The 26,159-nt window shown below is 69.5% G+C and carries 25 protein-coding genes; 13 read left to right on the top strand and 12 right to left on the bottom strand.

The features are described 5' to 3' along the window. Nucleotides 1-30: 30 nt before the first annotated feature. Genes ACIBK0_RS14135 through ACIBK0_RS14125 form a run of 3 tightly spaced genes read left to right on the top strand, consistent with a single transcriptional unit; the run spans nucleotide 31 to nucleotide 2,912 of the window. The gene (locus ACIBK0_RS14135; RefSeq protein ID WP_399079208.1) at nucleotides 31-1,116 is read left to right on the top strand and encodes a 3-oxoacyl-ACP synthase III family protein; all 1,086 of its coding nucleotides are present in this window, start codon (nucleotides 31-33) and stop codon (nucleotides 1,114-1,116) included. Then, nucleotides 1,113-2,687 (top strand): acyl-CoA carboxylase subunit beta, encoded by a 1,575-nt coding sequence (locus ACIBK0_RS14130; RefSeq protein WP_399079206.1) that lies wholly within the window; start codon nucleotides 1,113-1,115, stop codon nucleotides 2,685-2,687. The genes ACIBK0_RS14135 and ACIBK0_RS14130 overlap by 4 nt, the downstream gene beginning before the upstream one ends. 15 nt (nucleotides 2,688-2,702) lie before the next feature. Then, nucleotides 2,703-2,912, top strand: a complete 210-nt coding sequence (locus tag ACIBK0_RS14125; protein WP_399079204.1) for an acyl-CoA carboxylase epsilon subunit — start codon at nucleotides 2,703-2,705, stop codon at nucleotides 2,910-2,912. 55 nt (nucleotides 2,913-2,967) lie between these two features. On the opposite strand, the gene ACIBK0_RS14120 is transcribed toward ACIBK0_RS14125, so the two are convergent. The 9 genes from ACIBK0_RS14120 to ACIBK0_RS14080 all read right to left on the bottom strand — a co-directional run bounded on the left by ACIBK0_RS14120 (nucleotide 2,968) and on the right by ACIBK0_RS14080 (nucleotide 12,272). Beyond that, nucleotides 2,968-3,522, bottom strand: a complete 555-nt coding sequence (locus ACIBK0_RS14120; RefSeq protein WP_399079202.1) for a TetR family transcriptional regulator — start codon at nucleotides 3,520-3,522, stop codon at nucleotides 2,968-2,970. A 201-nt stretch (nucleotides 3,523-3,723) separates the two neighbouring features. Further along, complete coding sequence (locus ACIBK0_RS14115; RefSeq protein ID WP_399079200.1) at nucleotides 3,724-5,346, bottom strand: FAD-dependent oxidoreductase; 1,623 nt, start codon at nucleotides 5,344-5,346, stop codon at nucleotides 3,724-3,726. Next, nucleotides 5,330-6,613, bottom strand: coding sequence for an MFS transporter (locus tag ACIBK0_RS14110; protein ID WP_399079198.1), 1,284 nt, complete (start codon nucleotides 6,611-6,613; stop codon nucleotides 5,330-5,332). Before ACIBK0_RS14110 ends, ACIBK0_RS14115 begins: the two co-directional genes overlap by 17 nt. Before the next feature lie 22 nt (nucleotides 6,614-6,635). Next, nucleotides 6,636-7,520 carry an SAM-dependent methyltransferase gene (locus tag ACIBK0_RS14105; protein WP_399079195.1) on the bottom strand — a complete coding sequence of 295 codons (885 nt, stop codon included), beginning with the start codon at nucleotides 7,518-7,520 and terminating at the stop codon, nucleotides 6,636-6,638. A gap of 1 nt (nucleotide 7,521) precedes the next feature. Continuing rightward, nucleotides 7,522-8,304 carry a class I SAM-dependent methyltransferase gene (locus ACIBK0_RS14100; protein WP_399079193.1) on the bottom strand — a complete coding sequence of 261 codons (783 nt, stop codon included), beginning with the start codon at nucleotides 8,302-8,304 and terminating at the stop codon, nucleotides 7,522-7,524. A 43-nt stretch (nucleotides 8,305-8,347) separates the two neighbouring features. Beyond that, the gene (locus ACIBK0_RS14095; RefSeq protein WP_399079191.1) at nucleotides 8,348-9,064 is read right to left on the bottom strand and encodes a hypothetical protein; all 717 of its coding nucleotides are present in this window, start codon (nucleotides 9,062-9,064) and stop codon (nucleotides 8,348-8,350) included. A gap of 4 nt (nucleotides 9,065-9,068) precedes the next feature. Continuing rightward, nucleotides 9,069-10,565, bottom strand: coding sequence for a coproporphyrinogen-III oxidase family protein (locus ACIBK0_RS14090; protein ID WP_399079189.1), 1,497 nt, complete (start codon nucleotides 10,563-10,565; stop codon nucleotides 9,069-9,071). 133 nt (nucleotides 10,566-10,698) lie between these two features. Then, the gene (locus ACIBK0_RS14085) at nucleotides 10,699-10,857 is read right to left on the bottom strand and encodes a hypothetical protein (protein WP_189192006.1); all 159 of its coding nucleotides are present in this window, start codon (nucleotides 10,855-10,857) and stop codon (nucleotides 10,699-10,701) included. Nucleotides 10,858-10,916: 59 nt separating this feature from the next. Next, a complete protein-coding gene (locus ACIBK0_RS14080; RefSeq protein ID WP_399079187.1) occupies nucleotides 10,917-12,272 on the bottom strand; it encodes a radical SAM/SPASM domain-containing protein in 1,356 nt (451 codons plus the stop codon). Between the two features lie 265 nt (nucleotides 12,273-12,537). Here ACIBK0_RS14080 and ACIBK0_RS14075 point away from each other — a divergent pair, with 265 nt between their 5' ends. The 5 genes from ACIBK0_RS14075 to ACIBK0_RS14055 all read left to right on the top strand — a co-directional run bounded on the left by ACIBK0_RS14075 (nucleotide 12,538) and on the right by ACIBK0_RS14055 (nucleotide 16,345). Next, on the top strand, nucleotides 12,538-12,978 hold the full coding sequence (locus ACIBK0_RS14075) for a DUF6278 family protein (protein WP_399079184.1): 441 nt from the start codon (nucleotides 12,538-12,540) through the stop codon (nucleotides 12,976-12,978). Nucleotides 12,979-13,112: 134 nt separating this feature from the next. Beyond that, complete coding sequence (locus tag ACIBK0_RS14070) at nucleotides 13,113-13,856, top strand: amino acid ABC transporter ATP-binding protein (protein WP_399079182.1); 744 nt, start codon at nucleotides 13,113-13,115, stop codon at nucleotides 13,854-13,856. A gap of 35 nt (nucleotides 13,857-13,891) precedes the next feature. Then, nucleotides 13,892-14,797, top strand: coding sequence for a glutamate ABC transporter substrate-binding protein (locus ACIBK0_RS14065; RefSeq protein ID WP_399079290.1), 906 nt, complete (start codon nucleotides 13,892-13,894; stop codon nucleotides 14,795-14,797). 16 nt (nucleotides 14,798-14,813) lie between these two features. Continuing rightward, nucleotides 14,814-15,458 carry an amino acid ABC transporter permease gene (locus tag ACIBK0_RS14060; protein WP_399079180.1) on the top strand — a complete coding sequence of 215 codons (645 nt, stop codon included), beginning with the start codon at nucleotides 14,814-14,816 and terminating at the stop codon, nucleotides 15,456-15,458. Next, nucleotides 15,455-16,345, top strand: a complete 891-nt coding sequence (locus ACIBK0_RS14055) for an amino acid ABC transporter permease (RefSeq protein WP_399079178.1) — start codon at nucleotides 15,455-15,457, stop codon at nucleotides 16,343-16,345. Before ACIBK0_RS14060 ends, ACIBK0_RS14055 begins: the two co-directional genes overlap by 4 nt. Nucleotides 16,346-16,395: 50 nt before the next feature. Here ACIBK0_RS14055 and ACIBK0_RS14050 read toward each other — a convergent pair whose 3' ends face one another. Beyond that, nucleotides 16,396-17,970: an alpha/beta fold hydrolase gene (locus ACIBK0_RS14050; RefSeq protein WP_399079176.1), complete on the bottom strand. Its 1,575-nt coding sequence runs from the start codon at nucleotides 17,968-17,970 to the stop codon at nucleotides 16,396-16,398. 236 nt (nucleotides 17,971-18,206) lie between these two features. Beyond that, complete coding sequence (locus tag ACIBK0_RS14045) at nucleotides 18,207-18,968, bottom strand: hypothetical protein (protein WP_399079174.1); 762 nt, start codon at nucleotides 18,966-18,968, stop codon at nucleotides 18,207-18,209. A gap of 104 nt (nucleotides 18,969-19,072) precedes the next feature. On the opposite strand from ACIBK0_RS14045, the gene ggt reads away from it, so the two are divergent. Then, nucleotides 19,073-20,872, top strand: coding sequence for a gamma-glutamyltransferase (ggt, locus tag ACIBK0_RS14040; RefSeq protein WP_399079172.1), 1,800 nt, complete (start codon nucleotides 19,073-19,075; stop codon nucleotides 20,870-20,872). Nucleotides 20,873-20,993: 121 nt separating this feature from the next. Here ggt and map read toward each other — a convergent pair whose 3' ends face one another. Beyond that, a complete protein-coding gene (gene map, locus ACIBK0_RS14035) occupies nucleotides 20,994-21,761 on the bottom strand; it encodes a type I methionyl aminopeptidase (RefSeq protein ID WP_399079169.1) in 768 nt (255 codons plus the stop codon). A gap of 32 nt (nucleotides 21,762-21,793) precedes the next feature. Here map and ACIBK0_RS14030 point away from each other — a divergent pair, with 32 nt between their 5' ends. The 4 genes from ACIBK0_RS14030 (at nucleotide 21,794) to ACIBK0_RS14015 (ending at nucleotide 26,138) form a co-directional block, all read left to right on the top strand. Next, nucleotides 21,794-22,048, top strand: a complete 255-nt coding sequence (locus ACIBK0_RS14030; RefSeq protein ID WP_399079167.1) for a helix-turn-helix domain-containing protein — start codon at nucleotides 21,794-21,796, stop codon at nucleotides 22,046-22,048. Between the two features lie 199 nt (nucleotides 22,049-22,247). After that, the gene (locus ACIBK0_RS14025; protein ID WP_399079164.1) at nucleotides 22,248-23,855 is read left to right on the top strand and encodes a hypothetical protein; all 1,608 of its coding nucleotides are present in this window, start codon (nucleotides 22,248-22,250) and stop codon (nucleotides 23,853-23,855) included. A gap of 160 nt (nucleotides 23,856-24,015) precedes the next feature. Next, complete coding sequence (locus ACIBK0_RS14020; RefSeq protein ID WP_399079161.1) at nucleotides 24,016-24,858, top strand: nitrilase-related carbon-nitrogen hydrolase; 843 nt, start codon at nucleotides 24,016-24,018, stop codon at nucleotides 24,856-24,858. Continuing rightward, on the top strand, nucleotides 24,855-26,138 hold the full coding sequence (locus ACIBK0_RS14015) for an aspartate aminotransferase family protein (protein ID WP_399079159.1): 1,284 nt from the start codon (nucleotides 24,855-24,857) through the stop codon (nucleotides 26,136-26,138). Before ACIBK0_RS14020 ends, ACIBK0_RS14015 begins: the two co-directional genes overlap by 4 nt. Nucleotides 26,139-26,159: the final 21 nt, after the last annotated feature.

Here is a 26,159-nt window from a genome sequence, read left to right as displayed (position 1 = left end):
TCGTGGCTCGCCGCTGCCCGAGGAGGAATCGTGCAGTCCATCGGCATCATCGGAGTGGGCTCCTACCTGCCCGAGGCCATCATCAGCAACGCGGAGATCGGGCACGGCGCCGGCGTGACCGACGAGTGGATCGTCCGCAAGACCGGAATCCGTGAGCGGCGCCGCGCCGCCCCGCACGAAGCCACCTCGGACCTCGCCGTCTCGGCGGCCCAACGTGCTCTTCACAGCGCCGGTCTGACGGCCGATCAACTCGCATACGTGGTCGTCGCCACGTCCACCCCCGATCATCCGCAACCGGCCACGGCCGCCCTCGTCCAGCACCGCATCGGAGCCCGCCACGCCGCGGCCTTCGACGTCAACGCGGTGTGCAGCGGCTTCGTGTACGCCCTCAAGACGGTGCAGAAGCTGCTGAGCGGCGCGGCCCCCGGCGAACCCCGGCACGGCCTCGTCATCGGCGCCGACATCTACTCCCGCATCCTCGACTACAGCGACCGCCGTACGGCCGCCCTCTTCGGGGACGGCGCCGGGGCGACGGTCCTCGGCCCGGTCGCCCCGGGCCTCGGCCTGCGCGAGATCTCCCTGGTCTCCAGGGGTGACGCCCACCGCCTGATCGAGGTCACCGCGGGAGGCAGCCGCCGCCCGGCCTCGCCGCAGACATTGGCCGACGGCGACCACTACTTCCGCATGGACGGCCGTGGCGTACGCGACTTCGTCACGCGTAGCCTCCCGTACGAGATCGACCGGCTGCTGCGCCGGGCCGCCGTCACGGCAGACGCCGTACAGCACTTCGTCCCGCACCAGGCCAACGGCATCATGCTCGCCGAACTCTGGCCCGACCTCGGCCTGCACCGCGCCGCCCTCCACCTCACCCTGGAGCGCTACGCCAACACAGGCGCCGCCTCGGTCCCGATCACCCTCGCCGAGATGAACCGCAGGCGCGCGGCCGCACCCGGCGACCTGGTCGTACTCGCCGCGTTCGGCGGCGGGATGAGCCTCGGCATCGCGCTGCTGAACTGGTCGATGGACGCCCACGAGGGCGTCGGCGCACTCGGCGCGCACCCCGCGGTCCCGCACCTCCTCACGGCCGGCGACCGCGTCGGCCCGCTGGCGCCGTGACCGCCGACGACGCGGCCGCCCCCGACATCAGGGCACGGGTCGCCCAACTGCACGGGCTCCGCGAGCAGGTCCGCCAGGGACCGGGCGAGAAGGCGACGGCATCCCAGCACGCCAAGGGCAAACTCACGGCCCGCGAACGCATCGAACTCCTCCTCGACGAAGGCTCCTTCAACGAGGTGGAGCCCCTGCGCCGCCACCGCGCCACGGGATTCGGCCTCGAAGACCGCAGGCCGCACACGGACGGCGTGATCACCGGCTGGGGCACGGTCCACGGCCGTACCGTCTTCGTCTACGCGCATGACTTCCGCATCTTCGGGGGCGCCCTCGGCGAGGCACACGCGGAGAAGATCCACCGCATCATGGACCGCGCGATCGCCGCCGGTGCCCCGCTCGTCTCGCTCAACGACGGTGCGGGCGCCCGGATCCAGGAGGGCGTCACCGCGCTCTCCGGCTACGGTGGGATCTTCCGCCGCAACGCCCGCGCCTCCGGAGTGATCCCGCAGATCAGCGTGATGCTCGGCCCGTGCGCGGGCGGCGCGGCCTACAGCCCCGCCCTGACGGACTTCGTGTTCATGGTCCGCGAGACCTCGCAGATGTTCATCACCGGCCCCGACGTGGTCCAGACGGTCACCGGGGAGAAAGTGACCCTGGGCGGCCTGGGCGGTGCGGACGTACACGCCGAGGTGTCGGGCGTGGCGCACTTCGCCTACGACGACGAGGAAACCTGCCTCGAAGAGGTCCGCTACCTCCTCTCGCTCCTCCCGCAGAACAACCGCGAGACCGCCCCCGCCGAGCTCCCCGAGGACCCCCCGGACCGCCCCTGCGACCCGCTCCTCGACCTCGTTCCCGCCGGCGGTCACCGCCCGTACGACATGCGACGGGTCATCGAGGAAATCGTCGACGACAACGAATACCTGGAGATCCACGAACGCTGGGCGGCCAACGTGATCGTCGCGCTGGCCCGGCTCGGCGGCCAGGTGGTCGGCATCGTGGCCAACCAGCCCCTGGTCCTGGCCGGCGTCCTCGACATCGACGCCAGCGAGAAGGCGGCCCGCTTCGTGCAGATGTGCGACGCGTTCAACATCCCGTTGGTCACCCTGGTCGACGTGCCCGGCTTCCTGCCCGGCGTCGATCAGGAGCACAACGGCATCATCCGCCGCGGCGCGAAACTCCTCTACGCCTACTGCAACGCGACCGTCCCCCGGATCTCCCTGATCCTGCGCAAGGCCTACGGCGGCGCGTACATCGTCATGGACTCCCGCTCCGTGGGCGCCGACCTCTCGTACGCCTGGCCCTCCAACGAGATCGCGGTCATGGGCGCCGAGGGTGCCGCCAACGTGATCTTCCGTCGCCGCATCCAGTCGGCCGACGACCCCGAGGCCACCCGCCGCCAGCTCGTCAAGGAGTACCAGGCCGAGCTGATGCACCCGTACTACGCCGCCGAACGCGGCCTGCTCGACGACGTCATCGATCCGGTGGACACCCGCCGAGTCCTCATCGAATCCCTGCGGATGCTGCGAACGAAGCACGCCGACCTGGCGGCCCGCAAACACGGCAACCCGCCTCAATAGACCTGAAGGATCACCATGCCCACAGCCACCGAAGCAGCACCGCCGTTGGTCCGCGTCGTCAAGGGCGGCGAGATCCCCGCCGAGGAACTGGCGGCCCTGACCGCGGTCCTCCTGGCCCGAGCCGCAGCGGCCACCGAGGAATCGAAACCGGCGACGGTAGTACCCCTCTGGGAACGTCCCCTGCCCACCACCCGCTACCGCTCCCCCTTGAGCTGGCGTAACTGACATAGGGAGGGGGCCCGTTGCCGAAAAGCGGCAACGGGCCCCCTCCCTATGTCGGTCAAAGATCGGCCAGCGCAGCCCTCATCGAAGGGGCGACAAGATCGGCCAGGCCCTGCACGGACAACTCGGCGATCGGCTGCAGCCGCAGCAGATACCGGGCGAACGCCACTCCCAACAACTGGGCGGCGACCAGCCCACTTCCCGCAGCAGCGCGTTCGGCGCCCAGCACCCCCTTCAGACTGCTCGTCAGCTGCTCGTGCAGCACGCCGCGCAGCCGCTCCGCGGCCCGCTCGTTGGTCGCGGCCGACCGCAGCAGCAGCCGCAGCGACCCCTCGGCCGCATCCTGCTCCCACGGCGCGAGGAAATGCGAGATGAGAGCATGCGGCAGCCGCTCCACCGGCGTCCCCGTCAGATCGGGAAGCCTCAGCTCGACATCGAGCGCGGCCTCGAACAGCCGCTCCTTGTTCCCGAAATACCGCATGACCATCGAGGGGTCTATGGCCGCGGTAGAGGCGATGGCCCGTATGGTCGCCCGCTGATACCCGTCCGCGGCAAAGTGCACGCGCGCGGCATACAGAATCGCCTCACGCGTACGCAACGACCGAGACGTCACGCGCTGCTCCACAACGCCCTCCTAGTCAGTCACGCCCCACCACCCGCACCCGCGAACGCAAGGGAGGGCCCTGCCGGTACGTCGCGCGCGCGTCGCTCACGTCCGGATCTGGAAGCGCCTCCCACGAACCCGACGTCTGATCGACTCGCGACGGGTGGAGGTACCGGCACGGCCCCGACCCACCACCGACCGGCAGGCGCATCAGGCCTGGTCAACAGAGGCGGGCTCCTGCGAGGCGGCCGGCTCCGGCGCCACGCTCACCACACCGCCCGTCACCTCGGGGGCCGGCTGCGGAGCCGGCCCCTCCACCCCGCACCACTGATGCAGCGCCAGCCGCATCCGCTCCTCCCGCCCGCCCGGGTCCTGGTCGCCATCGACCCAGGCCGCGTAACCATCGGGTCGCACCAACAACGCGCCCACGCCGGGCAGTTCGGGCATCGTGGCACCCACCCGCACCGGACTCACCCGCGACCCCCAGGCCTCGGTGACCGCCGCGCAGCCGCCGTCCTCCCCGAGATCGAGCAGTACGAACCGCCCGTCCCGCATGAGCGAGTACAGCCGCACCGGCGCCGCCCCGACCCGAGGCACCGTCAGATCCGACACCCGCTGCCCCGCCCGTACCGGAAGACCGCGCAGGCCACCACCGGGCACCCGCGCCCCACGCCCCGCCGCGTACCCGTTCCGCAGCCCCGAGATCGACTCCCCGGCGACCTTGCGGATCCGCCGATACGAGAGCGCCTTAGCCATCGCGGTACGACGCAACGCGGTCACCGTCGGCGACGCGGTGGTGGCCACCCGTGTGGCCCGGTCCGTGGCCCGCAGAATCCGCTCCGCCTGTGGCCGCCGCTCCGCCTCGTACGAGTCGAGCAGCCCGACCGGCGCCCACCCCTGCACCTGAGCGGCGAGCTTCCACCCGAGATTCACGGCGTCCTGGATGCCGAGGTTGAGCCCCTGTCCGCCGAGCGGCGAGTGCAGATGCGCCGCGTCCCCGGCCAGCAGCACCCGCCCGAGCCGGTACTGGTCGGCGATCCGCTGATGGATCTTGAACCGGGCCAGCCACTCGGGATCGTGCGGCCCGGGATCGAACCCCAGCGCCCGCGTGAGCACCTCGCCCAGTTCCTCCAGCGTCACGGGTTCCCGTGTCCACGGCCGGTCCCGGCGCGCCACCGCGATCCGGTACAGCCCGTCGCCGTACGGCACCGACACCATGACGCCGCCCCCGCCGGAAAGGATCAGCACATCGTCCGGCGGCGGCTTGCGCAGCCGCACATCGGCGAGGATCGGCGCGATCCCGTACGTACGACCGCGGAACGCGATCCCGGCGAGTTCTCGTACGACGCTGTGGGCGCCGTCGCAGCCGACGACGAAATCGGCGCTCTCCTCCCACTCCCCGCTGCCCGACCGCACCTGGAGTGTGACGCCCGAGCCGTCCTGTGCGAGCCCGTACACCTCGGCGTCGCGCTCGATGGTGACCCCGAGGTCGAGGGCCCGCTGCTGCAGCACCTCCTCGGTGCGGCTCTGCGGGATGACGTTGAGATAGGGGAACCGGGTGTCGAGTTCGGCGAAGTCGACGCGGGCCCCGCGGGCGGGCACCATCCGGCTGACCGGCCGGCCCAGGGCCACCAGCCCGTAGGCGTGACCGCGCAGATCGAGCACCTCCATGGTCCTGCTGTAGAGGCCCATGGCCCGGGACTGCGTGGACGGCACGAGACGGCGTTCGAGGACCGTGCAGGACACACCCCCGGCGGCGAGTTCACAGGCCAGGGCGAGACCGGTGGGCCCGGCCCCGACGACGATCACGGACTGTTCAGGAGCGATGGCCACGGATTCCTCCTTGGACGTGGGGCACGGGTGACGACGACAGGGGAGCGGGTGTGGCGAGCGACCGACTGAACCGGGCCGCCCACGCGCCGGCACCCAGCACCAGCGTCCCGAGCAACAGCCAGCCCACCGCGCCCCGTTGCACCACGAGGAAGGCGATGACCAGCGGCCCGTAGGTATTGCGCGCCGCGTTCCCCAGGCCGAAGAAGGCCAGATACACCTGCCGCCGGTCCTCCGGCGTCAGGTCGTACGAGATCGCCCAGGCCCCGGCCTGCTGATACATCTCGGCGAACGCCTGGAACGCGACGGCGCCCAGCAGCAACGCCACGGCGGCGCCCGTGGGCACCGCCCCGGTGACCGCGAGCCCGCAGCAGCACACGGCGAGCAGCAGACCACTGCGCCGCAGCGCGCGCCCACCGTCCTCGGCGGTCTCGATACCGCGGGTGGCCCGGACCTGGCAGATCACCACGACGACCGTGTTCAGCACCAGGGTCCAGGCGATGGCCGCCCGTGGCATTCGGTCATGGGCCAGCACCCACAGCGGGACACCGGCCGTCAGGACGGTGACATGCAGGCTCACCACCGAGTTCAGGCCGGTGAGCAGGGCGAACCGCCGGTCCCGGAAGACACTGATCCGCTGCTTCCAGGGCAGCGGCCGCCCGCCGCCCGGCGCGGTGTCCGCCGCCGTCCGCAGTCGCGCCACCAGAGCCGCGGCCAGCACGAACGAGAGCGAGTTGGCGTACACGATGCCCACGTACACGCCATGGCTGTCCGGGACCAGCGCCGCACCGGCCACGAGGCCGCCCAGCGCGAGCCCGAGGTTCTGCAGCGACCGCGCGCGCCCCATGGCCCGGACCCGCTGCTCCTTGCCGACCGCCGTACCGAACAGCCCCTGGACCAGTGGGGAGGCCGCGCGGTCGGCCACCGCCAGCAAGGACACCACGAGGAGGAACGGCGCGAAGCCCGACACGAACGGGTAGCAGGTGAGCAGCGCGGCCCGCACCAGATGGGCGCCGATCAGCGTGCGCCGCGGGCCGACCCGGTCCGCCAGGACACCGATCGGCACCAGGGACAGGAAGGACACCGCACCCGCGACGGAGAGCCCGATGCCCACCTCGGCGCCGCTGAGATGCAGATACCGGGTGAAGAAGACGACCGACACGGACATGTACAGACCGCTGCCGAGGGCGTCGATGAACACCGCGACGAGCAGAGCGGCCGCCGCATCGGACAGCGGCCCGCGCCGCGCCCGTTCCGCTGCCTGTGTCATGTCGCCCTCACTCGGTAGGAGTTCAGTAGTAGGTGCGCATCAGGTCGTCCACCCACTCCGGCTGGACGACCTCCTCACGCGGTCCGAACTGCCGCAGATACGGCTTGATGTCGAGCACGGGGGTGCCGTCGACGGCGTCCAGCCCGACGACATGCAGATCGAGGCCGTCCGTCTTGACCAGCCGGCAGCGGGAGACCCCGATGCGGTTGGGCCGGTTCTTGCCGCGCTGGGCGAAGATGCCGGCGAGCGGCCATTCCGGGTTGTTGCGCGGATGGCGGGCGCCTTCCTGCACTTTGTCCAGGGGCACCCGGTGGAAGTGGAAGACGACTTCGAGGTGGGAGAAGGAGTCGAGGGAGAGCAGCGCGTCCGTGGTGAACCGCTCGGCGTCCAGCCGGATGACGGAGGCCACCTCGCCCCAGTTGTCGTCGATGAGTTCACGCCGCTCGTTGTGCACATGGGCGATCGGCACCAGGTCCGTGATCGCGTCACCGGTCATGTCAGTCCCTCCGTCTGCGCCGGCCAGGGCCGTCCCTGCGGCATCTCCGTCCAGAGACCACAGCTGATCCCGTACGAGCAACTCACCTGCGACGGCGCGCTGCACCGTCAGATAGACCTCATCGCGGGGTACGTCGAGAAGATCACCGAGACGGTCCTGGAGCAGCCGCAGCAGCTGTCGCACCTGGGACTTGCTGTAGCTCTCCTTGCACACGACGAAGCCGACCGGGGCCGGGGCCGCCTCGCCCGCGCGCCACTCGGGCCGGTGGAAGCTGTCGGGTCCGAGTGTCTGCCACCAGAGCCAGCAGTGGCCGCGTGGAATTCCGAGCAGCGCGGTCACGGAATCGGCCAACTCACCGAGCACGGCCGCTCCGGGGCTGGGGGCGGGCGAGAAGAGCCTGATCACCGGCATGTCAGCGGACCCCGCCGAGCGGTTTGACGCCGATCACCATGCAGGTGCGCACGGGGATGAAGAACTCGTCGCCGTCCTGACGGATCCCGAGTGCGTCCCGGTACCGCGCGGGCGCCTCGGCGAGCCGTGCCCGGATCGCCCGCTCCGCCTCGGCGCCGGACGAGGCGATCTCGCACCAGCGCTTGACGGGTACCCCGGTACGGCTCTCGGACTGCGAGCCCCTGGCCACCGGGACGTTGAGCCCGGCGCCCTGAAGGAAGCCGATCCATTCCGTGAGGGTGTAGCTGCGCTGGTGCGTCGGATCGTGCAGCATCTCCAACTCGTGGTTCAGCGCGTCGATGTCGGGGTCCTCGTGCCCCTCCAGGTCGATGACGGCGAGCCGTCCGCCGGGGCGCAGCAGCCGGGCCATCTCGCCCACCGCCTTCGCCATGTCACGGAAGTGGTGCGGGGCCAGACGGGACACCACGAGATCGAAGGAGGCGTCGGGGAAGGGGAGTTCCTCGGCGTACGCCTGCGTCGTTTCGACGGTGGCGCCACGTTCGGCGGCGAGCTTGCGGACGGACGCCAGCATGTTGGGCGCGGGATCCACGGCGACCAGACGGGCCGGGAGTTCGTCGGCGAACGACAGCGCCAGATGCCCCGCGCCGCAGGCGACATCGCAGATCTCGCGGCCCGTCTGCGGACCGAGCGTCTCGTGCAGCGCCTCCATCGTGGGGCTCGACCGGTGCACCTCACTGGTCGCGAAGTTTTCGGCGATCTTGTCGAATCGCTGGCTGGAGAGCATGTCCTGCGCCGCCTTCTTCCTCTTCTGGCTTACTGACGATCCGTCATCGAGCGGTGCTCATCAGGGAGGTGAGCGCCGGGAGCGGGTCCCTGGAGGGACCGGGGCCGCACGGGTGGAGGGTGTGTCCGAGCCCTTCGAGCAGATGCACGCGGACCTCGAAGGAGCGCCGGCCGACCAGCCGGCTCGCCGACCACTGGCCGTACATGTCCGGCGCGAACACGGCGGGCGGCAGACTCTCGTCGTCCGAGTCGGTCACGTATCCGACGAGGTCGAGGCTGCCGTAGACCAGATCGATCGAGGAGACGAGGGAGTTGATGAAGACGTCCTCCTCGACCACTGTGCCGACCAGGACCACCCGGTCCGCCTGTCGGGGCTCACCGGAGCGCAGCAGGCGCAGCAGGGCCTGCCCGCCCAGCGAGAACCCCAGCAGGACGAGCGGTGGGACGAGCAAGTGCGCGTGTGCGTCCATGAGCTGGGAGAGTCGTGCGGCCCGCTCGCCTTGATCGTCCGCCGTGGAAGGCGCGTTCGGATCGTAGCCGGGCATGTCGCACGAGAGCACTTGTGCGCCCCCGGCCACGAGCCGCCCGGTCAGTTCGTCGAGGAGGCGGTCGTCGCGACCCTGCCCGTCCAGGATGGAGACCGTGCCGGGCGCGGCGAGCAGCACGGTGGCGTTCGCCGGTTCTGCCGGGAAGGACCGGCGCATCCGGTACCGCGCGCCGTCCGGGTCCTTGCGCCACTGGGTGCGCTGATGCACGTTCATCGGATCACCTGTGGCAGACGGCCTCGGCGAAGCCGCCGATGCGCTGGTGGAAGTAGACGCTGATGATCTCCTCGTGGAGCGCCTCGCCGTCCAGGGTGGGGGCGACGCTCTCCGGGGTGCCGGGCACCGGCTGGACGAGTCCCCGGTCCATGAGTTCGGCGAAGACCCCCGCGAACGGCTCGTCACGAAAGAGCTCGATGCCGAACCGTCGCCGGAATCGGCCCGCGTCGATGGGCTGGTTCGCCTTGAACGCGAAGCCGAGCACCATCCCGATCGCCTGATAGCCCGTGAGTCGCCGTCCGGAGGCGAGCGGCAGCCCCGGGCCTTCCTTGAGGCGGCGTGCGTACCCGGAGATGTCGGCGATGTTGTGGGTCTGCACCACGGTGTCCCCGCCGCCGGTCAGCCAGCCGTACGCGCCGGGGCCGTACGCGATCATCGAATCGTGCCGCTGCCACTTGTTCCGGGAGACCCGGGGGATGTTGCCCTCGGGGTAGACGCCGGGCCGGTTCCACCAGCCGCACGGGCTCGGGTGGTAGCCGCCGTCGAGCAGCAGTTCCACGATGGCCTCGCGCATCGCGTAGGTCTCGCCGAGCGAGGGGAAAAGGTGCTCCTCGCGCAGCCGGGTCTTGACGCTCTCGACGTTCCACAGCGCCCGGTTGCCGATGCCCATCTTGGCCCGGTCGGCGTTGCGCAGTCGGTAGATGGTGATGGTGGGGACGTCGAGGTCGATCAGGCGCCGGATGTCGTCGGCGACCTTGCCGGTCGTCTGGTGCGGCAGCCCGAACATCATGTCGACGTTGAACGGTTTCCCGGTGGCCCGCAGTTTCTCGATGGCCCGCAGCGACATGTCCGCGTCGTGGCCGCGACCCGCGAACGCGTTGACCTCGCTCTGCAGGGACTGCACACCGACGCTGAAGCGGTTGAAGCCGATGCCGCAGGCCTCGGCGAGCTCATCCCGTTGGAAGTTGTCCGGGTTGCCCTCGAGGGATATCTCGCAGTCGTCGGCGAGGGTGTAGTGGGCGCGTATGTGGTCGAGCAGTCGCCGTAATTGCTCCGTGCCGAGCAGCGAGGCCGTGCCGCCGCCCAGATAGACGGACTCGATCGGGGCGTGCGCCAGCCAGGGGGCGTGGGCGAGCCGCCGGCCGGACTCGTCCAGCAGCAGATCCGTCCAGATCCGAGGCGCGGCCTCGCCCTCGGGGCCGTTCGCGACCTTGCGCTTGACGTAGTTGCAGAAGTGACAGATGTACGCGCACAGCGGCACATGGAAGTAGAGATGGGCGGGCCGGCCGGCTCCCGGATGGTTCCGCATCGCGTCGGCGGTGTCCGAAATCGACAGCTGGTCCCCGTAGTTGGCCGTCACGTTGATGTTGTACTCGTCCTGGCCGATCCGCAGCGCGGGGTTCTCCCTGAGCAGCCGCGCGAGTCCCGTACCGGGGCGCGGCGCGGTGTCCGTGCCGGGGCGCAGTGCTGTGATGCCGGCCGAAGCAGCCGTCTTGCTCATCGCGACCTCGTCTCCTGAATCGGGAAGAACGGATGTCGAGCGAGCCTTTGCCGTCGGCGGGCCTTCCCGGCCCGCCCCTCAACGGGCCGGGAAGTGGTACACCGCTTCGTCACCTGCCGGCAAAGGCGTTCGGTCAGATCTCGACCTCGATGACCGTGGCCTCCGTGATGTTGGTGGCCTCCACCAGCGTCTCGGCGGGCGCGGTGGCCGAGGCGGCTCCGACGGCGCTCAGGGTCACGCCCTCCTGCCCCGGCTCCAGGTGAATGCGGATGACCTTCTTCTCTTCGGGCATGGTTGCCTTCCCTTCGGTGGAGGCGGCAGCGGTCGCGCCGCCGTGGGACAGGGACCCGCTCACTTCGTCGGGAGCGGGAGTCGGTTGGGGGCTGACGGGTCGGCCGGGTCCGACTGACGGGGAGTCAGGGTCAGGCGCACATTGCGCTGTTTGCGGGCGCGCCAGTAGCGGCCGGAGCGCAGCGTGAACTCCTGGAGGTACTCGGTGGCGCCGCAGCCCTTGGGGTCACCGGTGATGTTCTTGGCCAGCGGCGGACAGCGGAACTGGCACCAGATGTCCTCCGCGGCCACCGGACACGAGCCGCACACCGAGTGGTCGCTGAAGCGGATGTCACGGAACTCGTCGAAGCCGTGCTCCCAGATCTCGGCAAATGACTTCTCGGTGGTGTTGCCGGCCTTGTAGAGCTGCCCCGACATGCAGTTGCTGCACGGGTACACATCGCCGCGGCTGTTGACGTAGACGACCGAGCGGCCGCACTTCTCCTGGCCCACCGCTCGCTCCAGGCGCTGGCAGAACTGGATGGTGTCGACCCCGCGGATCTCGTCGGCGGCGCGCCGGGCGGGACCGGCGGGCGCCTCGACAGGCTCCTGGTCCGGCTCGGTGGAGTACCGGTCCATGCACCGTTGGTAGACCTCGAACACCTCGTCGACGTCCTCGGGGCGCAGGAGCATGTCGGGGTGGAGCAGGGCCCGGCCCACCGGGTGCGTCTCCAGCCACTGGGGTCGGGGATACCCGCGCTCGGCGCACCACTCGAAGATCTCCTCGGCGTCCTGGATGTTGTTGCGATGGACGGAGATGGCGGTGCGGAACACATGCCCGTGCTTGCGCATCATCTCGAACGCGTGCTGGAGCTTGGGGAAGTCCATCCGCCCGCGGACCGTGCGCTCGGGATCGGCGGTGTCGAAGCTGATGAAGAACGACTGCCCTGCCGGGATCCGGGCCAGTTTCTCCTCGGTGACCAGCAGCCCGTTGGTGAAGATCTGTGTGCTGAAGGGTTTGCTGCGGGCGTGCTGGATGATTTCGACCGCGTCCCGGTGCGAGAAGATCTCACCGCCCGTCAGAAACACTTGGAGCACGCCCATCTCCGCGAAGTCGTCCAGGAGTTGCTTGATTCGGGGCGTGGAGATCTCATCGGGCCGCTTGAGCGCGGAGTCCGCGTAGCAGTGCCGACAGCGCAGGTTGCAGAGGTTCGTGGTCTCCACGAAGGCGATGGCCGGGGCGGGCAGATGGAACCGGTCCAGCGCCACCAGCGGGTCGGCGAGCGCGTGGTGCATCAACTCGGCGGCGGTCACCGCCCGCCCGGAGTTGTGACGCTCGATCAACTCCAGGGCGGATGCGGCGAGGAACTCGACATGGCCGTTCGGCAGCAGAGCGACGATCCCGCCCTCGTTCACCTGGAAGGGAATCTTCTGCACGGGCCCTGCCTCTCCTGGTCATGGGATGGCGGAACATGTAAGTCAACGAATGTTGAACTCATGCTGTGATGAACTCTACGGAGGATGAATACCGTTGGCAAGGTGCGCCGTACGGACCGGAGTGGCGGCCCGTACGGGCGACAGTGGCGGGCGGTGCGGGAGGGGAACGCTCCGGCGGTGCGGCCCGTGCTGACCGGGCCTGCGGTGACCAGGCAACTCCGCGCGCCTGTGGTGCGACCTGCGGAGTGGGTGACACGCTGGGTGTATGAACATCCCTTTCCTGGGCAACTGGCGCAAGAAGCGCGGCCTCGCCTTCGGCGTCGCGGTGTTCTCCGACGGTGAGAGCGATCCCGAGGGCATCGCCGAACTGCTCTCGGAGTGCGAGCTGCTGCGCTCCCAGGCGCACCAGGCGGGAGTCGAACTCGACGATTCCGTGGCCTCGTTGGAGGCCCTGGATCAACTGCTCCCGCGCTGGCGCGACGACGAGGAGAGCCTGCCCTGGCTGGGCAATGACGCCGGCCTCTACCTCGGCACGGTGATGGTGCGTACGGTTCCCGGTGCGGCCTGGGAGATCTGGCCCAACGGCCAGCCCGTGGTGCGGCTGGCCTCGGGTCGCGAGATCGATGTGGTCGCGGGCGGTCATGCGTGGGCGTCCAGCGGTGTACCCGAACTCTCGCAGCTCTACGCGGAGGTCGCCGAGGGGTAGTTCATGAGTTCGACAGCGACCCCATCGTCGTAAATACGGCTAATGCCCGAAAAGTGCGTGTCGCGGACCAAGTCCGTTCTTGCCTGGATAGTTTGCGGCGACGGCGACACAGCTGAGAGTGGGTAGGGCTGGGCATGGCTGTCGATCCTTTGATCGAGCTGCACGACGTGAACAAGTACTTCGGGGAGCTGCATGTCCTGCAGGACATCAACCTCACCGTGGGCAAGGGGGAGGTGGTCGTGATCATCGGCCCGTCGGGGTCGGGCAAGTCGACACTGTGCAGAACGATCAATCGTCTGGAGACCATCGAGTCGGGGGCGATCGAGCTCGACGGTCAGCCGCTCCCCGCCGAGGGCAAGGCCCTGGCCAAGCTTCGCGCCGAGGTCGGCATGGTCTTCCAGTCCTTCAACCTCTTCGCGCACAAGACGGTCCTGCAGAACGTCTCACTGGCCCAGATCAAGGTCCGCGGCCGCAAGAAGGAGCAGGCCGACAAGCGCTCCCTCGAATTGCTCGACCGCGTGGGCCTCGCCTCGCAGGCCCCGAAATACCCGGCGCAGCTCTCCGGCGGACAGCAGCAGCGCGTGGCCATCGCCCGCGCCCTCGCCATGAACCCCAAGGCGCTGCTCTTCGACGAGCCGACCTCGGCGCTCGACCCCGAGATGATCAACGAGGTTCTGGAGGTCATGCAGCAACTCGCGCGCGACGGTATGACCATGGTCGTGGTCACCCACGAAATGGGCTTCGCGCGCTCCGCCGCCAACCGTGTGGTGTTCATGTCGGACGGTCGCATCGTCGAGGACCGCACCCCCGAGGAGTTCTTCACCAACCCGCGCAGCGAACGCGCCAAGGACTTTCTCTCCAAGATTCTCAGGCACTGAGCGGGGGAGCGCACCGCATGATCCGTACGACACGTATGTGCCGTGCCGTCGCGGCGTTCACGGCGTTGATCGCCACGGCCGCCGTCGCCGCCTGCGGCAAGGAGGGCAGCCCGCCCGTCAAGGGCCCCGCCGTCGAAGAACTGCCCAACTATCAAGTGGACCAAGGATTTAAGCTCCCGCAGTCGCCCACCTGGAAGCGGGCCAAGAAGCGCGGCTACCTCACCGTCGGCGCCAAGGAGGACCAGCCGTACCTGGGTGAGAGGGACCCGGCGACCGGCACCTACTCCGGCTTCGACATCGAGATCGCCAAGATGATGTCGGCCTCCTTCGGTTTCGACCCGAAGACGATCCGCTTCAAGACGATCGCCTCCGCCAACCGCGAAACCGCCCTGCGGAACGGCCAGATCGACTACTACGTCGGCACCTACACCATCAACGACCTTCGCAAGAGGCTGGTCGGCTTTGCGGGCCCCTACTACATGGCGGGTCAGTCCCTGCTGGTGCGCAAGGACGAGAACGACATCCACGGACCCCAGGACCTCGCCGGCAAACGCGTCTGCTCGGCGGCCGGTTCGACCCCGTACCAGCGCATCAAGACCGACTATCCGCAAGCGACGCTGGTCGCGTACGACACGTACTCGGTCTGCGTCGACAACCTGCTCACCTACCAGGTCGACGCCGTCACCACCGACGACGCGATTCTGATCGGCTACGCGGCCAAGGTGCCCGACGAACTCAAGGTCGTCGGCAAGCCGTTCTCCGAGGAGCCGTACGGCATCGGTGTACCGCGCAGCGACAACGCGCTTCGGTTCGCGCTCGACGACGCATTGGAGGCCCGCGAGAAGAACGGCGACTGGAAGAAGGCGTACGAGGCGACGCTCGGCCTGTCCGGCGTGCCGGCGCCCACCCCGCCCCCGATCGACCGCTACCCGGCGAGCTGAAGGGACGAGCGGCCGCATGAACGTACTGACAGACAACTTCTCCATCTTCGTCGAAGGATTCCTCGGCACGGTCGAACTCACCGTCTACGCCTCGGCCTTGGCCCTCGCACTCGGCTTCGTGATGGCCTCGTTCCGGGTCGCCCCGGTCGGCTCCCTGCGGGCCTTCGGCACGGTGTGGGTGACCGTGCTGCGCAACACCCCGCTCACCCTGCTGTTCTTCGCGGTGCTGCTCGGCCTGCCGCGCTTCGGGCTCGTGCTGCCCTTCAAGGTGTTCGCGGTCCTGGCGCTCGGCTGCTACACCTCGGCCTTCATCTGCGAGGCGCTGCGCTCCGGGATCAACACCGTGCCCAAGGGGCAGGGTGAGGCCGCCCGCAGTCTCGGTATGAACTTCCATCAGACGCTGTCCCTGGTCGTCCTGCCGCAGGCCTTCCGCTCGGTGATCCCACCTGTCGGTTCCACACTCATCGCGCTCGCCAAGAACTCGGCGATCGCCGGGGCGTTCAGCGTCAACGAGCTGCTCGGCACCTACAAGACACTCAGCGAACTCGGTTACAACATCGTCTGGACCTTCTTCTGGATCGCCGTCGGATACCTGATCATCACCCTCACCATCAGCGCCGTCTTCAACGCCCTCGAAAAGCGCTGGGGAGTACCCCGATGACCGCCAACACCATCGAGTCCACCGCCCTTTACGACGTCCCGGGTCCCAAGACCCGTCAGCGGCACCGGATGTACGGGATCGTGTCCACCGTTCTGATCCTCGCCCTGATCGGCTGGATGCTGTATCTCCTGTTCGACACCGAGCAGTTCACCTACACGAAGTGGATGCCCTTCGAGTACAAGGGCATCCACGAGCTGCTGCTGCGCGGCCTGGGCAACACGCTCAAGGCCTTCGCGATCGCCGCGGTGCTCTCGCTGGCGCTGGGCACCGTGCTCGCGACGGGGCGGCTCTCCGAGCACCGTCCGGTGCGCTGGATCTCCACGCTGGTCGTCGAGTTCTTCCGGGCCATGCCCGTGCTGGTGATGATCTTCTTCATCTTCGTGGCGCTGAAGGTGCAGCCGCTGCCCGCGCTGGTCGCGGGGCTGACGTTCTACAACGGCTCGGTGCTCGCCGAGGTCTTCCGCTCGGGCGTCAACTCCGTCGAACGCGGCCAGGGGGAGGCCGCGTTCGCGCTCGGCATGCGCAAGACCCAGGTCATGTCGTACGTCCTCGTGCCCCAGGCCGCACGGGCCATGCTGCCCGCCATCATCAGCCAGCTCGTGGTGGCCCTGAAGGACACCTCGCTCGGCTATTTGATCACCTATGAGGAGTTCCTCCACGCCGGGAAGCTCATCGCGTCCAACCTCGACTACGATTTGCCGTTCATCCCTGTGGTGATGGTGATCTCACCGATCTACATCGGGATGTGCATGCTGCTCTCCTGGTTCGCCCAGTGGGTGTCCCGGTGGGAGCGGCGCAGTCCCAAGACCGAGGCCGTGGAGGTGGCACCGGCCGAACCAGGGACGCTGCTGCCGGGTGGGGGTCCCCCCACAGCCCCGCGACTGTAGGGGGAAAGCAGCAGCTCACAGGGCCAGACCCGGACGGCGGCAGCCGGAGATCACTGCTCGCGCAGGGGCACCGACACATATGAGGGGTCGTGCTCCGGCGAGGAGAAGGTCAGCTGCGCGCCGGACGGGTTGTGCTCGATGTAGAGCGGGTCGACCGTGTCGACGACCAGAGCGAGTCGATGCCCTGCCGGGACGTCGTAGGCCGTGGAGTACAGCTCCAGGTCGAGGCCGAACGGCTTTCCGGGCGTCTGCCCGTGGAAGGTGTACGGCGCGTTGCTGACCAGCTTGCCGAGGCCGAGCGGGCCCACGTCGTAGAGGTAGGCGACGAGGGTGCCGCTCTCCTTGGTGCCGGTGACCGTGGTGTGCAGCTTGACGGTGCCGCGCACCTGTTGGGCGCTCTGATACTTCTCCGACTGCCACACGGCCGCCCAGTAGCGCGGCAGCAGCGGGATCGACGCCATCGGGGGCAGCTGGGCGAGCTGGTCGAGGATGCTGGAGAGGAAGATGACCCCGCCGTCCGCGCCCGAGTCGACGTTCGTGTGGATGGTCTGGGTGCCGGACAGGGCGATCTTCCTCGTGGTCGGGCCGACGGTCTTCCAGTCCGGGTAGCCCTCGTAGCCGCCCGCGGAACGGGACTTGAGCTGGACCGGCTGCTCGCGATTGATGCCGTTGTCCTCGCCCTTGAGGTAGTGGTCGAACCAGCGGCCGGTGTCCGTCCACACGTCGTTGGGGAGTCCGAAGAGTCCGGTCACCTCGGCCGTGGCGTGGTCGCCGGGCCGGTACTCCAGCCTCTTCGGACCGGTCAACTCCTCGTAGAACTTCACGTACTGGTTCGGCGGGAAGATCGTGTCGCCCCAGCCGTTGGCCAGCATGACCGCCGCCCCGTTGGCATTGAGCTGGTCGATGTAGGTCTCAGGGGAACGTTTCTTCCCCCAGGCGATGATCTCCTGCTCCTTGGAGAGGTCGGAGGCGAAGAAGTCCTTGAAGATCTGCTGGAGTTCGGCGCTGGGGTGGCCGGTGATCGTTCCGGCACCGTCCAGCAGGGCGGCCGCCTGGGCGTGCTGGGTGCGGCCGGAGTAGATCGAGTCGATGAGGTCGGCCCAGCCACTGAGGGCGGCAACCGCCTTGATCCGCTTGTCGTGCGCGGCGGCGAGCAGGCTGATGCCGGCGCCGTACGACATCCCGGCCATGCCGACCTTCTGTGCGTCGGAGGGGGTGTTCGCCAGCGCCCAGTCGATCACCTTGGACGCGTCGGCCACGTCCGGCGGGCCTGCCACTTCTATCTCGCCGCCGGACTGCCAGAAGCCCCGGACGTTGTAACTGACCACCACATAGCCGGAGTTCGCGAGCTTCTGGGCCTGTACGAGGTACTCGGCCTGAGGCAGGCCCCAGCTCGTGGGCAGCACGATGAGCGGGTAGTCGCGGGTGCCATCGGCGCCCGCGGGTGTGACGACGTTGGCCTTGAGGACCGTGCCGCCGTCTCCGGAGATGTCGACGAAGCGAAGCCCCGTCGCGCCGGTGGAGGCTTGGGCGGCGGGGGCCATACCGAGGCCGGCGGTGGCGATCAGCGTCGCGGAGACGGCACCGACGGCGGACGTACGCAGGGCGTTGCGACCGTGTCCCACGGGTCACTCCTCACTCGTGTCAGCGCAAAGTGACCCGACGGTAACCTCGGCCGCTTACCGGAAGTAACCCGTCGGTAAGTTACGTGCGGGTAACGATTGTTGAGGTGTTAATTTCGTGAGTGAAGAGACGTTGAATGGTGTGCCGTGACGCGCTGAAGTACTCATTCCGTGCGCAAGTCGAACCGTTCATTCCAGTGGGCTGTCCGCAGTTTCCCGGATCACATGTGCAGAGGACTTCAGGAGGTCGCCCGGTGTGAATTGCGCGGGTTCGCGGGTGTGGGCAGCGGGGTCTGGGCGGCCCGCGTGACGTCCGCGACGAGTTCGACGACGTCGGGGCCGTACGCCTGGGAGTTCACGACCTTCAGGAGCAGGACGAAGGACTTGTCGCCGTGCTTGCGTGCGAGGCGTTCGTGGTTGCGGGCGAGATAGCGGGTCGCCGCCTGGTTGGTGATCGCGCGCTGGCCGCAGAAGAGGAAGACGGGCCGAGTCAGGCCGGGTTGCCCGGCGGTGAGCCGTGCCAGCAGCACGTACTCGGTCAGGCCGGGCTCCATGCGGTACTGCTCGCTGCCGATCTGGAACGCCAGTCGCTCCGGGCCCGGTTCCGCGTCGGTGTTCACGCGCACGCCGGGCAGCATGGCGTGCATATGGGCAGCCATGCGCCTGTTCGACCCCGGGCCGCCGACGCAGAACTCCGTCCGCTCTCCGAAGCCCTGCCGGGCCGCGTCCTGGGTGATCACCTCGGCGTGCGCGCCGCAGTCCTTGATGAGTGCGGAGAGTTCAAGGAGTGCGAACACGTCGTAGCGGTGCACAGCGAGGTCGGCGCTGCCGGCGTCGCGGTTGACGACGAGCAGTGACTCGGAGTTGTCCGGCAGCCCGAAGAACGCCTGCTTGCGGCGGAGCTTGCGCCTCCACAAATACGTACGGGCGAGCCAGCCGAGCGCGGCACTGATGCCGGCCGCCAGCACGCCGAGGACGATGTTGCGCACGTCGTCAGTCATGGGCGCGCATGCTAGCGGCAAGGCGGAACGGTGTTCGAGGGGGTCCTGACGCGGGCATGGCGGTGAAGTTACGCTGCGCGGACGGCTGTTGACTGGAGGTACGGATGCGTCGCCCTCTTGCGCGGAATCTGGCGGTCTTGGCGGTTTCGGCCGCGGTGGTGTCGGTCGGCGCGGCGGCGCCACCGTCTTCCACCGACGCTTCGGTTGAGAAGGTTCCGGTCGCCGTGGGCTACGGCGGCGCCGTGGCGAGCGTTGACGCGGACGCCTCCGCGGCCGGGATCGAGGTCCTGAAGAAGGGCGGGAACGCCGTGGACGCGGCGGTCGCCACAGCGGCGGCTCTCGGCGTCACCGAGCCCTACTCGTCCGGCATCGGCGGAGGCGGCTACTTCGTCTACTACGACGCCAAGTCCCGCACGGTGCACACGATCGACGGCCGCGAGACGGCCCCGTTGACGGCCGACTCCGGGTTGTTCCTGGAGAACGGCAAGCCGCTCGCCTTCGCGGACGCCGTCACCAGCGGGCTGAGCGTGGGCACACCGGGCACGCCCGCCACCTGGCAGACGGCTCTCGACGAGTGGGGCAGCAAGCGGCTGGGCAGCGTGCTGAAGCCCGCCGAGCGCATCGCCCGCGACGGATTCACGGTCGACGCGACCTTCCGCTCGCAGACCGAGTCCAATCAGGCCCGCTTCAAGAACTTCCCGGACACCGCCGAGCTCTTCCTGCCGGGCGGCGCGCTTCCGGTCGTCGGCTCGACGTTCAAGAATCCCGATCTGGCCCGTACGTACCAGGAGCTGGGCAAGGAGGGTGTCGACGCGATCTACGACGGCGACCTCGGCCAGGAGATCGTCGACACCGTGAACAAGCCGCCGGTGGATCCGGGTTCGGGCTACAACGCCCGCCCGGGCAAGCTGTCCCTGGAGGACCTGGCGGAGTATGAGGCGAAGCAGCAGGCGCCGACCCGGACCACGTACCGGGGCCTGAAGGTGTACTCGATCGCGCCCTCCTCCTCGGGCGGCACCACGGTGGGCGAGGCGCTCAACATCCTTGAGAGGAGCGACCTTGCGAAGGCGAGCGAGGCGCAGTACCTGCACCGCTACATCGAGGCGAGCCGGATCGCGTTCGCGGACCGGGGCCGTTGGGTGGGCGACCCGGCCTTCGAGGACGTACCGACGAAGGGACTTCTCTCACAGAAGTACGCGGACTCGCGGGAATGCCTGATCAAGGACGATGCGGTGCTGACGAGCCCGCTGGCGCCGGGTGACCCGAGCGACCCGGCGGCCTGTTCCACCGCCGGAACGGCCGCCCCGACGACGTACGAGGGCGAGAACACCACGCACCTGACGGTGGCCGACAAGTGGGGCAACGTCGTCGCGTACACGCTGACCATCGAGCAGACCGGCGGCAGCGGCATCACGGTCCCGGGCCGCGGCTTCATCCTCAACAACGAGCTGACGGACTTCTCCTTCGCGCCCGCGAGCCCGGACGTCCACGACCCGAACCTGCCCGGCCCCGGCAAGCGGCCGCGCTCGTCCATCTCGCCGACGATCGTGCTCGACCGCGCCGACCGGCCCGTGGTGGCGCTCGGCTCGCCGGGCGGCGCCACCATCGTCACGACCGTGCTGCAGACGCTGACGGAGTTCCTGGACCGGGGGCTGCCCCTGGTGGACGCGATCGCCGCCCCGCGCGCCAGCCAGCGCAACCAGACCACGACCGAACTCGAACCGGCCCTGTGGAACAGCCCTCTGAAGGCCCAGCTGGAGTCCATCGGCCACGCCTTCCGCCAAAACCCGGAAATCGGCGCGGCGACCGGCATCCAACGCCTCCCGAACGGCAAGTGGCTCGCAGCCGCGGAGAAGGTGCGACGCGGAGGCGGCTCCGCGATGGTGGTGCGGCCCGCGTCGTAACCGTCGGTTTCCGTGCGGGCAGCGTTCTGGCAGTTCAGAGCGCCGCCCGCTCGATTGTCAGTGCCGTACGCCATCCTTGCGGGCATGGATGAGAGCACCTTTTGGCGGCCGATCGGGACGGTCAGCGCGCCGTCAGGATGCGTGGCCCCGCCTCGGTGATCGCCACTGTGTGCTCCGTGTGGGCCGCGCGGGAGCCGTCGTTCGTGCGGAGGGTCCAGCCGTCGGGGGCCGCGTGGTAGCCGTTGGTGCCGCCGCCGATGAGCATGGGCTCGATGGCGAGGACCATGCCGTGGCGGAGGGGGAGGCCGCGGCCGGGGCGGCCCTCGTTCGGGACGGACGGGTCCTCGTGCATGTGGCGGCCCACGCCGTGGCCGCCGAAGCCGTCCGGGATGCCGTACCCCGCCGCGCGGCACACCGTGCCGATGGCGTGCGCGATGTCGCCGATGCGGTTGCCGACGACGGCGGCCTCGATGCCGGCGGCGAGGGCCCGTTCCGCGGTCTCGATCAGGCGCACGTCGGCGGCGCGCGGCCTTCCGACGATGAAGCTGATCGCCGAGTCGCCCACCCAGCCGCCCAGTTCGGCGCCGAAGTCGATGGAGACCAGGTCGCCGTCGCGCAGCCGGTAGCCGTCCGGGATGCCATGCACGATCGCGTTGTTCACGGAGGCGCAGATGACCGCGGGGAAGGGGGTGGGCGCGAAGGAGGGGCGGTAGCCGAGGAAGGGGGAGCCGGCTCCCGCGTCCCGCAGGACCTGGTGCGCCACCTCGTCCAGCTCCAGGAGTGAGACGCCCACGTCGGCCGTTTCCCGCACGGCCGTGAGCGCCCTGCCCACGACCTGGCCCGCCGCGTACATCTCGTCGATCGATGTGTCCGTCTTCAGTTCCACCATGCCAATTACTATACCGGTATTAGAATGGTGGCATGGTACGCACCCCCCTGACCCCCGAAGAGCGCGAACGCGGCGAGCGGCTCGGCCGGTTGCTGCGCGACGCCCGCGGTGACCGCAGCATGGCGGAGATCGCGGCGGTCGCCGGGATCTCCGCCGAGACGCTGCGCAAGATCGAGACCGGGCGGGCGCCCACCCCGGCCTTCTTCACGGTGGCGGCGCTCGCGCGGGTGCTCGGGCTGTCGATGGACGACCTCGTGGTGCGATGCGCGTTGGCGCACGTGGCGTGAGACGCGATCTGGTCGCCCGCCATCGGGCAAGGGAGGCGAGTAGGGTCTCCTGACAGCTGCGTCCCTGGAGGGCCGCACACCGGTGTCATCCATCCCGGAGGTCTCTGCGTCCGGTCCGAAAACTCCCTGTAGCCGTCCCGTAACACGGCTGGTGTTTTCTACCGGAGCAAAGCACTCCAGTCGGGCGGGGAGTCGTGTGATGGCTGTAGAACAACTCCCGGGTCAAGTGAGGGAGTTCGCAAGGTATCTGAACGGGCTGATGGAACGGCTCGATCAGGGCGGCGGCTGGTGCGGAGTGTTCTGGCAGCGCGACCCCGACGGCATGCGGGCCTGCCTGGATGGCTGGGAAGTCCCGCCATGGGATGTCGTGGAGGCGCTCCTCCAGGACCTCGCCGCGCACTACGGCGACCGGGCCGCCGCACAGGAGGCCGAGCGGGCCCGCGCCCTGCACGACGCCTCGCTCGCCGCGTACGACGCCCGGCCCGGAGGCCGCGACGCACTCGGCGACCGCCTCGACGTGATGCTCCGCGAACAGCGCTACGCCGCCGAGCGCCAGGCCGAGCTGGGCCGGCTGCTCCACTCGGCCCGCTCCCAGGAGGAGGCCGAGTCGATCCGGCTCGACCTCGCCTGGGCCCACGACGACCACGAACGCGCCACAGCCCGCTGCACCGAGCTCCACCACCGCATGGAGAACCTCGACCGCCGCCTCCAGCACACCCACGGGCAGGGCGCACTGGACTTCACGGCCGGGCCCGCCGGGGATGTGTTCCGGGTACGCGAGCCCGAGGACGAGGGGCACCCGGTGGGTCGTCCGAGCGCTCGGCGGGGCGCCGGAGAAGGCGCCGCCCCGGGGCCGTCGTCACCCCGCCATCGCTCGACCATTCCCGAGCAGACCGGCCCGCACTCCGCGTTCGCGGACCCGGCGGTGCCGGAGCGGCCCGCCGCGCGCTCCCCCTTCGCCGACCCGGCGTGGCCGGACCGTCCGGCGGCCGCAGGTCGCGACGGGTACGCCCCCGACACTCAGGGTGACCACGAACGGCCCCCGGCCCGGGCCCCGGAGTCGACCCCCGTCACCCCCAAGCAGCGCTCCAAGCGCCGCCCCCGAGGCAGCGCCCGCTTCGCCGGAATGATGGAGCCGGAGGCGGCCCCCATGGTCGTGCCCGAGGCGGCGCCGCGCAGCCCGGCCCCGGCCGCGCAGGGCGGCCGTACCCCCCGGGGCGCCCGTTTCGCGGGAGCGGCCGAGGAGCCCGCGCAGCCGCGCACGGAGCCGGTGGACGACGGCGCGCGGCGGGCCACCGCCGAGACCGTCGGGACGCTGATACGGCTGCGGAGCGAGGGCAGGAGCGGCGAGGCGCACGCCGTCCTCGTCGAGGCCGCGTACTGGCCCGCCGCCCGCTTCCCGCTGCTCGCCGCGGAGCTGCACCGCGCGGGCCTGGACGCGGACTGGGCCACCCTGCTGTGGGAGGCGGCGTCGCTCCCCGCGGACCGGCTGGTCGCCGCCGCGGACGCGCTCGAAGCGGCGGGCCGGACGGCCGACGGGCAGCAGATGCTGCGCCAGGGCGTCGCCCGGCCCGCACCGGAGATCGGGGCCGCCGTACTGAGCCTCGCCGAGGAGGGTCGCCGACGCGAGATCGACGCACTGCTCGACGCGTACGTCCGCGTGCGCACCCCGGAGGAAGCGGCCCGCAGCGCGGAAGCGGATCCGCAGCGGCTCGTGCCGCTCCTCCTGGAGGCCGCCCAGGGCGTCTCGGACGAACGCCACTGGGACCTCGTCCACGCTCTGCGGGTCGCCGGCTTCACCGCGTGACCGGATCCGTCACTCACCCACAGGAGTGCGAAACGTGATCGACTCAGCGGGTTAACGACGATGGTCTTGGCAAGGCTCTTCGGGGGGCTTACTTTCGAGCCTCTACAGCCTTTGTCTACGTGCGTAGAGGCTCTCTGACGTCTCGTCGAAGGAGCAGCTCATGGGCAACGTCGTACGTGCCGCTCTGGTCCAGGCCACCTGGACAGGCGACACCGCATCCATGGTCGCCAAGCACGAGGAACACGCCCGCGAGGCGGCCCGGCAGGGCGCCAAGGTCATCGGATTCCAGGAAGTCTTCAACGCTCCCTATTTCTGCCAGGTCCAGGAGCCCGAGCACTACCGCTGGGCGGAGGCCGTGCCCGACGGGCCCACCGTCACCCGGATGCGGGAACTCGCCCGCGAGACCGGCATGGTCATCGTCGTGCCCGTCTTCGAGGTGGAGCAGTCCGGCTTCTACTTCAACACCGCGGCCGTGATCGACGCCGACGGCACGTACCTCGGCAAGTACCGCAAGCATCACATCCCCCAGGTGAAGGGCTTCTGGGAGAAGTACTACTTCAAACCGGGGAACCTCGGCTGGCCCGTCTTCGACACCGCGGTCGGCAGGATCGGCGTGTACATCTGCTACGACCGCCACTTCCCGGAGGGCTGGCGACAGCTCGGCCTGAACGGCGCCCAGCTCGTCTACAACCCGTCCGCCACCTCCCGCGGGCTGTCCGCCTACCTCTGGCAGTTGGAGCAGCCCGCCGCGGCCGTCGCCAACGAGTACTTCATCGCGGCGATCAACCGGGTGGGCGAGGAGGAGTACGGAGACAACGACTTCTACGGGACGTCCTACTTCGTCGACCCGCGCGGACAGTTCGTGGGGGAGACGGCGAGTGACAAGGCCGAGGAACTCGTCGTCCGCGACCTCGACTTCGGCCTGATCGAGGAAGTCCGGCAGCAGTGGGCGTTCTACCGCGACCGCCGACCCGACGCCTACGAAGGGCTGGTGCAGCCGTGACCGACCTGTACGCACGCCACAAGGCCGTCCTGCCCGACTGGCTCGCCCTCTACTACGAGGACCCGATCGAGATCACCCATGGCGAGGGCCGGCACGTCTGGGACGCCAAGGGCAACAGGTACCTCGACTTCTTCGGCGGCATCCTCACGACGATGACCGCGCACGCGCTGCCCGAGGTGACAAAGGCCGTCAGTGAGCAGGCCGGGCGGATCATCCACTCCTCGACGCTCTACCTCAACCGGCCGATGGTCGACCTCGCCGAGCGGATCGCCCAGCTCTCCGGCATCCCGGACGCCCGCGTCTTCTTCACCACCTCCGGCACCGAGGCCAACGACACGGCCCTGCTGCTCGCCACCGCCTACCGGCAGAGCAACCAGATCCTGGCGATGCGCAACAGCTACCACGGCCGCTCGTTCAGCGCGGTCGGCATCACCGGCAACAAGGGCTGGTCGCCGACCTCCCTCTCGCCGCTCCAGACGCTGTACGTCCACGGTGGCGTCCGCACCCGCGGCCCGTACGCCGGTCTCGGCGACGCCGACTTCATCGCGGCCTGCGTGGACGACCTGAAGGACCTGCTCGGCCACATCCGTCCGCCCGCGGCCCTGATCGCCGAACCCATCCAGGGTGTCGGCGGCTTCACCACGCCGCCCGACGGCCTGTACGCGGCCTTCCGCGAGGTCCTGGACGAGCGCGGCATCCTCTGGATCGCCGACGAGGTGCAGACCGGCTGGGGCCGCACCGGCGAGCACTTCTGGGGCTGGCAGGCGCACGCCGCGGCGGGCCCGCCGGACATGCTGACCTTCGCCAAGGGGATCGGCAACGGCATGTCCATCGGCGGCGTCGTGGCCCGCGCCGAGATCATGAACTGTCTCGACTCCAACTCCATCTCCACCTTCGGCGGCTCGCCGGTCACGATGGCGGCGGGGCTCGCGAACCTCACCTACCTCCTCGAGCACGACCTGCAGGGCAACGCCCGGCGCGTCGGCGGTCTGCTCATCGAGCGGCTGAGGGCGATCGCCGCGCAGCTGGACGGCGTCCGGGAGGTGCGCGGGCGCGGCTTGATGATCGGCGTCGAGCTGGTCAAGCCCGGCACCGACGAGGCGAACCCGGAGGGTGCCACGGCCGTGCAGGAAGCGGCCCGCGAAGAAGGCCTGTTGATCGGCAAGGGCGGCGGTCACAACACCAGCGTGCTGCGCATCGCACCGCCGCTGTCCCTCACCGTGGCGGAGGCGGAGGAGGGCGCGGCGATTCTCGAGCGCGCGCTGAGGTGTACCCGGTAAGAGAACCTGAGCAAGGGAACG

It is taken from the genome of Streptomyces sp. NPDC050564, from assembly GCF_044457265.1.
GTDB lineage: Bacteria > Actinomycetota > Actinomycetes > Streptomycetales > Streptomycetaceae > Streptomyces.
This window is presented reverse-complemented; position numbering and strand designations above follow the sequence as displayed.

Bases quoted from the DNA above. Each gene is read 5' to 3' on its own strand.
- ACIBK0_RS14125 (WP_399079204.1), top strand. From the start codon at position 2,703: ATGCCCACAGCCACCGAAGCAGCACCGCCGTTGGTCCGCGTCGTCAAG.
- ACIBK0_RS14110 (WP_399079198.1), bottom strand. From the start codon at position 6,613: ATGACACAGGCAGCGGAACGGGCGCGGCGCGGGCCGCTGTCCGATGCG.
- ACIBK0_RS14105 (WP_399079195.1), bottom strand. From the start codon at position 7,520: ATGCCGGTGATCAGGCTCTTCTCGCCCGCCCCCAGCCCCGGAGCGGCC.
- ACIBK0_RS14100 (WP_399079193.1), bottom strand. From the start codon at position 8,304: ATGCTCTCCAGCCAGCGATTCGACAAGATCGCCGAAAACTTCGCGACC.
- ACIBK0_RS14095 (WP_399079191.1), bottom strand. From the start codon at position 9,064: ATGAACGTGCATCAGCGCACCCAGTGGCGCAAGGACCCGGACGGCGCG.
- ACIBK0_RS14090 (WP_399079189.1), bottom strand. From the start codon at position 10,565: ATGAGCAAGACGGCTGCTTCGGCCGGCATCACAGCACTGCGCCCCGGC.
- ACIBK0_RS14085 (WP_189192006.1), bottom strand. From the start codon at position 10,857: ATGCCCGAAGAGAAGAAGGTCATCCGCATTCACCTGGAGCCGGGGCAG.
- ACIBK0_RS14075 (WP_399079184.1), top strand. From the start codon at position 12,538: ATGAACATCCCTTTCCTGGGCAACTGGCGCAAGAAGCGCGGCCTCGCC.
- ACIBK0_RS14070 (WP_399079182.1), top strand. From the start codon at position 13,113: ATGGCTGTCGATCCTTTGATCGAGCTGCACGACGTGAACAAGTACTTC.
- ACIBK0_RS14065 (WP_399079290.1), top strand. From the start codon at position 13,892: ATGTGCCGTGCCGTCGCGGCGTTCACGGCGTTGATCGCCACGGCCGCC.
- ACIBK0_RS14060 (WP_399079180.1), top strand. From the start codon at position 14,814: ATGAACGTACTGACAGACAACTTCTCCATCTTCGTCGAAGGATTCCTC.
- ACIBK0_RS14055 (WP_399079178.1), top strand. From the start codon at position 15,455: ATGACCGCCAACACCATCGAGTCCACCGCCCTTTACGACGTCCCGGGT.
- ACIBK0_RS14045 (WP_399079174.1), bottom strand. From the start codon at position 18,968: ATGACTGACGACGTGCGCAACATCGTCCTCGGCGTGCTGGCGGCCGGC.
- ggt (WP_399079172.1), top strand. From the start codon at position 19,073: ATGCGTCGCCCTCTTGCGCGGAATCTGGCGGTCTTGGCGGTTTCGGCC.
- map (WP_399079169.1), bottom strand. From the start codon at position 21,761: ATGGTGGAACTGAAGACGGACACATCGATCGACGAGATGTACGCGGCG.
- ACIBK0_RS14030 (WP_399079167.1), top strand. From the start codon at position 21,794: ATGGTACGCACCCCCCTGACCCCCGAAGAGCGCGAACGCGGCGAGCGG.
- ACIBK0_RS14025 (WP_399079164.1), top strand. From the start codon at position 22,248: ATGGCTGTAGAACAACTCCCGGGTCAAGTGAGGGAGTTCGCAAGGTAT.
- ACIBK0_RS14020 (WP_399079161.1), top strand. From the start codon at position 24,016: ATGGGCAACGTCGTACGTGCCGCTCTGGTCCAGGCCACCTGGACAGGC.